Origin of the sequence: Corynebacterium sp. HMSC072A04 (assembly GCF_001809235.1) — a bacterium.
In the GTDB taxonomy this organism is placed as follows: Bacteria; Actinomycetota; Actinomycetes; order Mycobacteriales; family Mycobacteriaceae; genus Corynebacterium; species Corynebacterium hiratae.
On the sequence record NZ_KV796777.1, the window covers coordinates 18,694 to 27,092 of the forward strand.

8 protein-coding genes and 1 tRNA gene are annotated in these 8,399 nt (G+C 60.4%); 2 read left to right on the plus strand and 7 right to left on the minus strand.

Annotation, left to right across the window (positions count from 1 at the left end; all coding sequences use genetic code 11):
* Positions 1-4 precede the first annotated feature (4 nt).
* The 6 genes from HMPREF2565_RS04990 to HMPREF2565_RS05015 are packed head-to-tail and all read right to left on the minus strand — an operon-like array spanning position 5 to position 6,841.
* Entirely contained in the window at positions 5-1,417 is a 1,413-nt protein-coding gene (locus HMPREF2565_RS04990) for a serine/threonine-protein kinase (RefSeq protein ID WP_071406951.1), read from the minus strand.
* Positions 1,417-2,847 carry a penicillin-binding transpeptidase domain-containing protein gene (locus HMPREF2565_RS04995; protein ID WP_071406952.1) on the minus strand — a complete coding sequence of 477 codons (1,431 nt, stop codon included), beginning with the start codon at positions 2,845-2,847 and terminating at the stop codon, positions 1,417-1,419. The genes HMPREF2565_RS04990 and HMPREF2565_RS04995 overlap by 1 nt, the downstream gene beginning before the upstream one ends.
* Positions 2,844-4,196 (minus strand): FtsW/RodA/SpoVE family cell cycle protein, encoded by a 1,353-nt coding sequence (locus HMPREF2565_RS05000; RefSeq protein ID WP_070645082.1) that lies wholly within the window; start codon positions 4,194-4,196, stop codon positions 2,844-2,846. Before HMPREF2565_RS05000 ends, HMPREF2565_RS04995 begins: the two co-directional genes overlap by 4 nt.
* Positions 4,197-5,522: a protein phosphatase 2C domain-containing protein gene (locus HMPREF2565_RS05005; RefSeq protein WP_071406953.1), complete on the minus strand. Its 1,326-nt coding sequence runs from the start codon at positions 5,520-5,522 to the stop codon at positions 4,197-4,199.
* The gene (locus HMPREF2565_RS05010) at positions 5,519-5,971 is read right to left on the minus strand and encodes an FHA domain-containing protein FhaB/FipA (RefSeq protein WP_070645077.1); all 453 of its coding nucleotides are present in this window, start codon (positions 5,969-5,971) and stop codon (positions 5,519-5,521) included. Before HMPREF2565_RS05010 ends, HMPREF2565_RS05005 begins: the two co-directional genes overlap by 4 nt.
* Before the next feature lie 45 nt (positions 5,972-6,016).
* The gene (locus HMPREF2565_RS05015; RefSeq protein WP_071406954.1) at positions 6,017-6,841 is read right to left on the minus strand and encodes a DUF3662 and FHA domain-containing protein; all 825 of its coding nucleotides are present in this window, start codon (positions 6,839-6,841) and stop codon (positions 6,017-6,019) included.
* 190 nt (positions 6,842-7,031) lie between these two features.
* Between HMPREF2565_RS05015 and HMPREF2565_RS05020 the strand changes: the two genes are divergently transcribed.
* Positions 7,032-7,116: transfer RNA gene (locus HMPREF2565_RS05020), tRNA-Leu, on the plus strand.
* A 107-nt stretch (positions 7,117-7,223) separates the two neighbouring features.
* Here HMPREF2565_RS05020 and HMPREF2565_RS05025 read toward each other — a convergent pair.
* Complete coding sequence (locus tag HMPREF2565_RS05025; protein ID WP_070512825.1) at positions 7,224-7,859, minus strand: Abi family protein; 636 nt, start codon at positions 7,857-7,859, stop codon at positions 7,224-7,226.
* Positions 7,860-8,066: 207 nt separating this feature from the next.
* Here HMPREF2565_RS05025 and HMPREF2565_RS13355 point away from each other — a divergent pair.
* Positions 8,067-8,399 (plus strand): cytidine deaminase family protein (locus HMPREF2565_RS13355; protein ID WP_371441000.1); only part of this gene is annotated, 333 nt, incomplete at its 3' end.

Here is an 8,399-nt window from a genome sequence, read left to right on the forward strand (position 1 = left end):
TGGGTTACTGGCCTCCCTGTAGTGCGGATTCTTCGGTGGGGTTGTTCTGTGAGTCTAGTTCGGGCTCGAGCGTTGGGCTGTCATTGACCTGTGGCTGCGTCTCCTCAGCGGGGAGAGTGGGTAGTTCCTCATGGGTCGTGTGGTGCGTGGTCACGGAAGGGGAAGGGATGACAGAGTGCGTCGTTGTCACGGTGACTTGAGTAGGTTCCTCTTCCACGGTGGTGATCTCGACGGTCTCGGGGCTTTCCGGTTCCTCTTCCACCGTCGTCTCGGGCTCTACCGTTTCGGTCACGATGACCTCGGTGGGCGGAGGCGGCGGAGTTGGAGAGGTGTTGCCCCACAGCCTATAGGCCATGAAGCCAATAGCCACGAGGGCGGCGATGGCCACGGCGATGAGCAGCCCGGTGCCGAAGCCCCCCTGCTTGGCGGGGCTCTCTTCAGACTGCGGTGTGGAAACGGCCGGACGCACCGTGGTGGGGTGCGCCATGTTGGCCAGCATCTCCGTGGAGGCGGAAGGCGAGGGTTCGGCGGCGATGGGTGCGAGCGCCGCGGACTTCGGCTGAGGCGGGCGCTGGCCTTGGCGCACGGCAGCAATCGCGTTGGTGAACTCGTTGCCGTCGGCGAAGCGGGTGCCCGGGTCCTTGCGCAGGGCCATGCCGATCAGTTCACGGGTGGGCGCGCTAATCGACGTCGACAAGGGCTCCGGCGCCTGACTGATGTGCGCCAGCGCCACCGATACCGAGGAATCGCCGCTGAAGGGGCGCTTACCAGCCAGCATTTCATAGCCCACGACGCCGAGCGAATAGACGTCAGAGGTCGGGCCGACTTCATAGCCTTGGGCCTGCTCGGGAGAGACGTACTGGGCGGTGCCGACGACCATTCCCGTGCGGGTCAGCGGCACCGCGGCGGCGGCCTTGGCGATACCAAAATCGGTGATCTTGACCTGCCCATTTTGGGTAATCATGAGGTTGCCGGGCTTGATATCGCGGTGCACGAGGCCCATGTGGTGGATCACGGAGAGGCCGTGGGAGGCCTGCTCCATAACGTCGAGGGCCAGCGTTTCCGGCAGTGCGCCTTCGCGGGCTAAGAGATCCGCCAGGGATTCCCCGCGAATGTACTCCAAGGCCATGTAGCAGAAGATGCGGCCGTTGTCCTCGAGCTCCCGGTAGTCGTACGTGGCTACGACGTTTTCGGAATCGATGGATTCTGCGGCCTTGGCCTCGTTGCGGAAGCGCGAGAGGAACTCGTTGTTATCGGAGAACTCTGGGCGCAGGACCTTGAGGGCGACCTCGCGGTCATTGCGGACGTCGTCCGCCAGCCACACCGTGGACATGCCACCGTGGCCAACGATCCACTGCAGCTGGTAGTCCTCACCGATGAGTGCTTGTAGGTGTTCCTTATTATCAGCGCTGTTCACTACTGCTCACCTCCGTATGCGCGCAGGATGGCGCGGCCGATGGGCGCGGAGACTTGGCCGCCGTAGGCATTCTGGCCTAGGTGCCCGCCGTCCTTGACCACGACGCCCACCGCGATATCCTTGTCCGGGTCGAAAGCCACGTACCACGCGTGCGGGGCAAGGCCCTCGCCGTGCTCGGCGGTACCGGTCTTCGAGGCAAAACCGTTCCCGTCATAGCCATAGGTGCTGTGCTCGGAGGCAAACATGAGGTCCTTGATGGTGTTGGCCGTCTCTTCACTGACAGCTTCGGCTGCCTGACGTGGTTGAGTCGTGCGAAGCTCATTCATCTGGGCATCGGTGATGCGGTTAATGAGGTAGGGCTCCATGCGCTTGCCCTGGTTAGCGATGGTCCCGGCCATGATGGCCGCCTGCAGGGCGGACATGGTCACGTCGCGCTGGCCGATCGCGGATTGGGCGACTTGGGCGCCGTCGCCAAGATCGCCCAGCGCACCAGCGGAAGTCTCCACACCGAGCGAGTACTTCTCACCCACGCCGAAGCCCTCCGCATATTTACGCAGCTCATCGGCGCCGATGCTCTCCGACATCTGCGCAAAAGCCGTGTTGCAGGACAGCGCGAAGGCCGTATGTAGGGTGACGCTCTCCGCGCCGCCGCAGGCTCGGTTGCCGTCGTTGGTCAGCTCCGTGACCGTATCCGGCAGCGTGATGGACGCCGCGCCGGTCAGCGTAGAGTCCGGGTTAAAGCCGTTGTTGAGGCCAGCGGCCGTGGTGATGATCTTAAAAATGGACCCGGGGGGCAGGGTGTCTTGCGTGGCATGGTTGATGAGCGGATTGCCCTCTTGATTCTGCAGCTGATCCCACGTTTCGGCCGCGTTGTCCCCGACGAGGTCGGAGACGTTGAAGCTGGGCGTGGAGGCCATGGCCAATATCTTGCCCGTTGAGGGCTGGATGGCTACGGCCGCGCCTTTGTAGCCTGGGCCGGCCAGCTGGTCGTAGGTTGCCTGCTGCAGCGTTGGGTCGATGGTGACCTCCACGTTGGCACCCTTCTGCGGCTTGCCGGAGAGCATATCGAGCCAGTTGTGTGCCAACAGCGAGTCGTCCTTGCCGTTGAGGATGTCATTCTGCGAGGCCTCCAGCTGGGAGGCGCCGAAGCGCTCCGAGAGGTAACCGGTGACATCGGCAAAGGCTGGGGAATCAGTGGGGTAGGAACGCGAGTAATTGCCGTTCTCATCCGCGGTGGACTGCGCCAAGACCGTATCGCCGGCGAAGATCTGGCCGCGCGGGGTAGTGCGCATTTCTAGGTAGCCGCGAACGTTCTTGGGGTTATGGGCGTATTTATCGGTGGAAAACGCCTGCACTACCGTGAGGTTCACGAGGAGTATGGCGGTAAGAATCAGAGAAAAGAGGGCCACGAGGCGGATCGATCGGTTCATCGGCTTGCCTCCTGTACGGCAGGAAACATGGACGTGTCAGTGGGTGCGTTTGAGCTCAGCTCACGCGCCGGGCGGCGGGCCGCGTTCGAGATACGCAGCAGAATAGCCAGCAGCATGTAGTTAGCCATGAGAGAGGAACCACCCGCAGACATGAACGGCGTGGTCAAGCCCGTCATGGGCAGCAGCGCGGAGATACCGCCGGTGACGACGAAAACCTGCACAGCCAAGGTGAGCGAGAGGCCTGAGGAAACCAGCTTGCCATAGGTATCACGGCAGGTCAGCGCGGTGCGGAAGCCGCGGGAGACGAGCATGGCAAACAGGACAAGTACCGCAGTAAGGCCAATGAGACCGAACTCTTCACCGATGCTAGCCAGGATGAAGTCCGAGTGCGCCACCGGAACCATGTCCGGATGCCCCTGGCCTAAGCCAGTGCCGGTGATGCCGCCGGAGGACATGCCGAAGAGCGCCTGGGAGAGCTGGTAGCCGGTGGAATCATAATTAGCCAGCGGATCCAGGAAGTTGGAGAAGCGCTGTTGGATCTTCTCCGATACCTGGTAGATGCCGAAGCCACCGACGCCCACGAGGATGACGCCAATGAGCAGCCAGCTCACGCGGTTGGTAGCCATGAAGAGCATGCCGAGCACGGTGCTAAACAGCAGCAGGGCCGGGCCGAAGTCATTGGAAATGCCCATGATGACAATGGCAATACCCCAGATCACCAGGATGGGAGCGAGATCTCGCAGGCGCGGCAACGAAATGCCAAGGAACTTGTAGCCAGCCACCGTAAACAGCGAACGCTTCTGGGTCAGCAGCATGGCGAAGAACAGGATCAACAGGATCTTGGAAAACTCACCCGGCTGGATGGAAAAGGGCCCGAGCCATAGCCAAATGCGGGCGTCCACGCCTGGCGGTTGCGGCCACACGAGGGGTAACGCGAGGAGGATGAGGCCGAGCGCGCCCAAGATATAGGAGTATCGGGTGAGCGAGCGGTGATCACGCAGGAGGACCAGCACCAGCGCGAAGAGGATGAGGCCCACGATGGTCCACATCACCTGCCGCACTGCCAGCCCGCCGCCATTCGCCAGGTCGAGGCGCTGCAATAAGATGAGCCCGGTGCCGTTGAGCACCGCGACGATGGGCAGCATGAGCTGATCCGCATAGGGTGCCAGGAAACAGAGCACCAAGTGAGCGACGGCAAAGACGCCGATGAAGCCACCGATCAGGTAGAGCACATCGAGGGTCAGCACGTTGCCCTGGGAGAGCTCAAGGCTGACCAAGGTGATGGCGAAGACCACGGTAGCCAGCACGAGCAGGCCGAATTCGGTGCCACGGGAGAAGAATTTACTCATCTACTTCACCTCCCGGCAGTTTCCTTTAGACGCGTCTTTATCTTTTCCGTCCTTCGGCGAGGTGGGACAGGGCTTGAGCGCCTTGTCCGAGAGCTGCGAAAGCTGCGTCTGTACCTCGTCATAAGAACCGGAGGGCAGGTTGCCCACGGCGGCACGTTCGGATTCGGGCAAATCCTTCAGCGTGAAGGGCGCGAAATCGCCGTCGCAGGCGCCGTGCCCCAGCTTGAGCGCGTTCTCCTTGCTCAAGCAGGCATTTTGATACGTGTGGTGCAGCGGGCGGCCAAACACTTCATAGTCCGCGCCTTCGTGGATGGTGAGGATACCGTCCTCGTTCGCGGTGACGTAGTAGTTATTGCTCAGGTAATTCTTCATCCAGAGCCCGCCGCTGATGACCAGCACGATGATGATGACCAGGCATGCAATGACCTTCCACCCAATCCGGCTTCGCTGTGGCCGCCGCTGTGGTTCTTCCTGGGGTTTCTCCTCAGCGGCTTGCGCTTTTGGGGGTGAGATCAACTTGGCAGCGCGGCTGGCGGAGGAATCCGGATGCGTGGGCTCCGGGACGACGCCCTGGATCGCGCCCACGGTCATGGGGACGTTCTCATCACCCTCTCCCTCCAGGACCTCCGCCACCACGATGGTGACGTTGTCCGGGCCGCCGGAGCGCAACGCCAGATCCCGCAAGGTGGTAGCGGCTTCTTCGACCGTGCCCTGCTTCAGCGCTTGCTCGATGGTAGAGGCCGTCACCGGATCCGAGAGGCCATCCGAGCACAACAGGAGGCGATCGCCCGGTTTAGCATCGAGCATGAAGAGCGTCGGCTCCACCGGGCGGCCCGTGTAGGCCTTGAGGATCAACGACTTCTGCGGGTGGGAGGACACATCCTCCGGATCGAGCTTTCCCTCATCCACCAGGGACTGCACATAGGTGTCATCCTTGGTGATCTGAGTCAGCTTGCCCTCACGCAGCCGGTAGCCGCGGGAATCCCCCACGTGGCACACGCCGAACTCGGAGCCGTTAAAGAGCAGGGCGGTCAACGTGGTGCCCATGCCCTCGGTCTCCGGGTGCTCGTCCACGTGCTTGCGGATCGCCGCATTAGCGTCTTCCGCCGCCGCGCCGAGCAGCGCCAGCATGTCATTATCGCCCGGATCCCGCTCGAGGGAGGCCATGTGCTCCACCATGGTGGTGGAGGCGACCTCGCCGGCGGCGTGGCCACCCATGCCGTCGGCAAGCACCAGCAGGTGCGGGCCCGCGTGGGCGGAATCCTCGTTGTTTTCGCGGACCAATCCGCGGTCCGTCACTGCAGTAAAAGTCAGGCTTAAAGTCATGCCATCAACCTCACGGTCGTTCGGCCAAGTTTGATATCGGAGCCGACTCCGACTCGTTCTGGCTGGTCAATGCGAACGCCACCAACAAAGGTGCCGTTGCGGGATTCGAGGTCCTCCACGAACCACTCGCTGCCCCTGCGGAACAGGCGAGCGTGGTGGCCGGAGGAGAAATCATCACCGGTGACAAAGTCACAGTCCTGCGCGCGGCCCATCGTACAGTCCTCGAGCGTGCCCAGTTCCATGTGGGAACCACGCAGCGGCCCGTCCACGATGGTGATCTCACGCGGCGCTTCGCGACGCCTCTGGGATCCCTTCACCGGGGACGATGCCTGGTAGACGCCGGCAGCCTTATTGGCGTCGCGGCGCATGGCGTTGAGTGCGACCAAGATGAACAGCCACAATAACACCAGCAGGCCGATGCGCAGCGAGAGCAGCACGATCGAATCCATGGAAAATCCTTACGCTAAAAATCTGTGAACGTTGCCGGGGGTGGCTTAATAGCCTTGGCTCTCGAGGCCGGTGATGCGCACCTCGATGTGGGAGTGGCCGAGGGTGATCACGTCGCCGTCGGCAAGCAGCCAGTTCTCAATCGGGGTGTCGTTGACGGTGGTGCCGTTCGTGGACTGCAGGTCCACCAGCACGGCGTCCTGGCCGTTCCAGGTGATCTCCGCGTGCTGGCGGGACACACCGGTATCCGGCAGGCGCAGGTCCGCGTCGTTGCTGCGGCCCAGAATATTGGAGCCCTCCTGCACGTGGTAGACGCGGGAGGAGCCGTCCTGCAACATGAGCGTCACCGCAGGGCCCTGCGGCGCTGGCTGATTCGGGGTGGGGGCCATGAAGGCGGTGGTTGCGGCCTCGTCGGCGTTGTGCGGCTGGGTCATAGAGTCCTCCTGACCATGGTCGTGGTGGAAAATCGCATCGAATCCGGTTTCTTCGGTGGGCTCGTGATCCAAAAAAGAGGACACGCGCAACTGCCCAGTCCGCAGCCCCGACTCCTCCGCGATGCGGACGATGACCGGCCCGGCGAGGGACCAGCCACTGTTACGGATGAAGCGGGTGAGCTGATCAGCTAGATCCTTGGGAACATCCCGGTCCTGTGAGAGATTCTCGATGTCCTTGGAGGACACGCCGACGGTCATGACGTTGGGGCTATAAAGCTTGCCATCATCACCGCGGGACAGATTGTCTTGCGCCTCCTGCTTGAGAAGCTCCTCAATCTCTGCGGGGACGACTTTACCGCCGAAGACAAAGGCCATGCCGTTGTCCAGTCCGCGTTGCAAGGAAGAATCCAGCTTGGCGAGCTTGTCAAGAAATGCCATAGGGTAACGCCGTCCTCCTTTCGGGATGTTCAAGGGAGAGGTATAGCAGCGATCAGTATAGGTTGCTTTCCTCTATTTAACGTAGACGCGCGGCCTATAGTTCCCTGGAAAGTTCGGGTTTGCCAGCGGATTTGTAGAATCTGTTGGACTGCGTGCTAAGGTTAGCTAGTCGCCAAGACATCAATACCCTGCCCGGGTGGCGGAATTGGCAGACGCGCTGGCTTCAGGTGCCAGTGTCCTTATAGGACGTGCGGGTTCAAGTCCCGCCCCGGGCACGCTGTGAAGTCTCGAGACATCGTTCCGGTCGGTGTCTCGAGATTTTTCTTTTTCAGTGGCCTGAGTTCGCTAGGCCAGTACGACGTATCAAGAAAGCGTCAATGGATTAAGGTCGTTGTGCCCGTATAGCGGGGACGCGTGAATTGTCTTTGATCCATACCGCGGCGTGAGGATCAATGAAGTCCGCTACTTCTTGAATAGCGTTATCAACGGAGTCGAGATGTGCGACTTCACGGGCTCTATCGCGTTGTTGAACGATTGATTCGTGGTGAGAGCACCTATTCCTCATTTTGTAAACAATGACTACAAGTTCTTCAAACTGCTGTCTACTGTCAGGCGTTCTCTTCAACGCCTTCTTTACCTGGGGCCAGATACTCGCCTGATAGTGACTACTCAAGAGGAAACGCCAGAAGTCGAAGCTGAGTTCAGCGATGATTTTTCCTGGTGGTGCACCTTCCTTCCCGGCCCGTTTCTTCGCTTTGCGGATATTCTTCTTCGCTGCATCGTTGAAAGGGATTCGATCGTTGTCAAACCATCGCTCGCCGTACCTTCCGGTTAGGGCATTGTGAATGCTATTTCGGAGGAGTACTTCGAGGTGTTCGATGTCTGCGAGATAGGTTTTCGTGAGGTGAGTATTCCAAAGGTAGAGCGTTTCTGGTGATGGATGATCGGCGTACCTGCTCATTCGCGCAGATGAAAACCACTGGGACAGCTGTACTTGGGCTGGGCTTGGATTATCCATATGGATATGATAATGTGCGCTTTGAAAACCCCGGAACGATCCCTGCACTACGAAAGTAGGAGTAAATCGCCGGGGTTATTGATATCTTCGGGGAATTATAGCGGCCAGAAATTCGAAGTTTTTCGCCCTTATTTACCGTGAATGACAGCGACAGATTTGTGATCCCTTGGGCTTGGGAGTTGTGGCAGTAGCAGCTACCTTTGAAGGATGATTACTAATGAACTCCGAGAACTACTGACCGCAGCCACGACCCATGCGCAGCGTTTCCACGACGGGGTAGATCACACCGTAGCCGCAGCCCTCCTGACCGAATCCGGCAAACACGTGCTCGGTTTAAACGCATATCATTTTCTCGGTGGCCCCTGTGGTGAAATCTCGGCCTTAGCTAACCACGCTGCTAGTCATCCAGAGGATCCGATCCGAGCGGTAGTCGCCGTCCACGGTCCGACTGGCCAGGTGCTTTCGCCCTGTGGAAAGTGCCGCCAAGTGCTATTTGATACTGATCCGTCTATCCGGTGCATCGTGCGCGGAAGCAATGGA

Coding starts and splice junctions, on each gene's coding strand:
- HMPREF2565_RS04995 (WP_071406952.1), bottom strand. CDS start 2,847: ATGAACCGATCGATCCGCCTCGTGGCCCTCTTTTCTCTGATTCTTACC.
- HMPREF2565_RS05000 (WP_070645082.1), bottom strand. CDS start 4,196: ATGAGTAAATTCTTCTCCCGTGGCACCGAATTCGGCCTGCTCGTGCTG.
- HMPREF2565_RS05005 (WP_071406953.1), bottom strand. CDS start 5,522: ATGACTTTAAGCCTGACTTTTACTGCAGTGACGGACCGCGGATTGGTC.
- HMPREF2565_RS05010 (WP_070645077.1), bottom strand. CDS start 5,971: ATGGATTCGATCGTGCTGCTCTCGCTGCGCATCGGCCTGCTGGTGTTA.
- HMPREF2565_RS05015 (WP_071406954.1), bottom strand. CDS start 6,841: ATGGCATTTCTTGACAAGCTCGCCAAGCTGGATTCTTCCTTGCAACGC.
- HMPREF2565_RS05025 (WP_070512825.1), bottom strand. CDS start 7,859: ATGGATAATCCAAGCCCAGCCCAAGTACAGCTGTCCCAGTGGTTTTCA.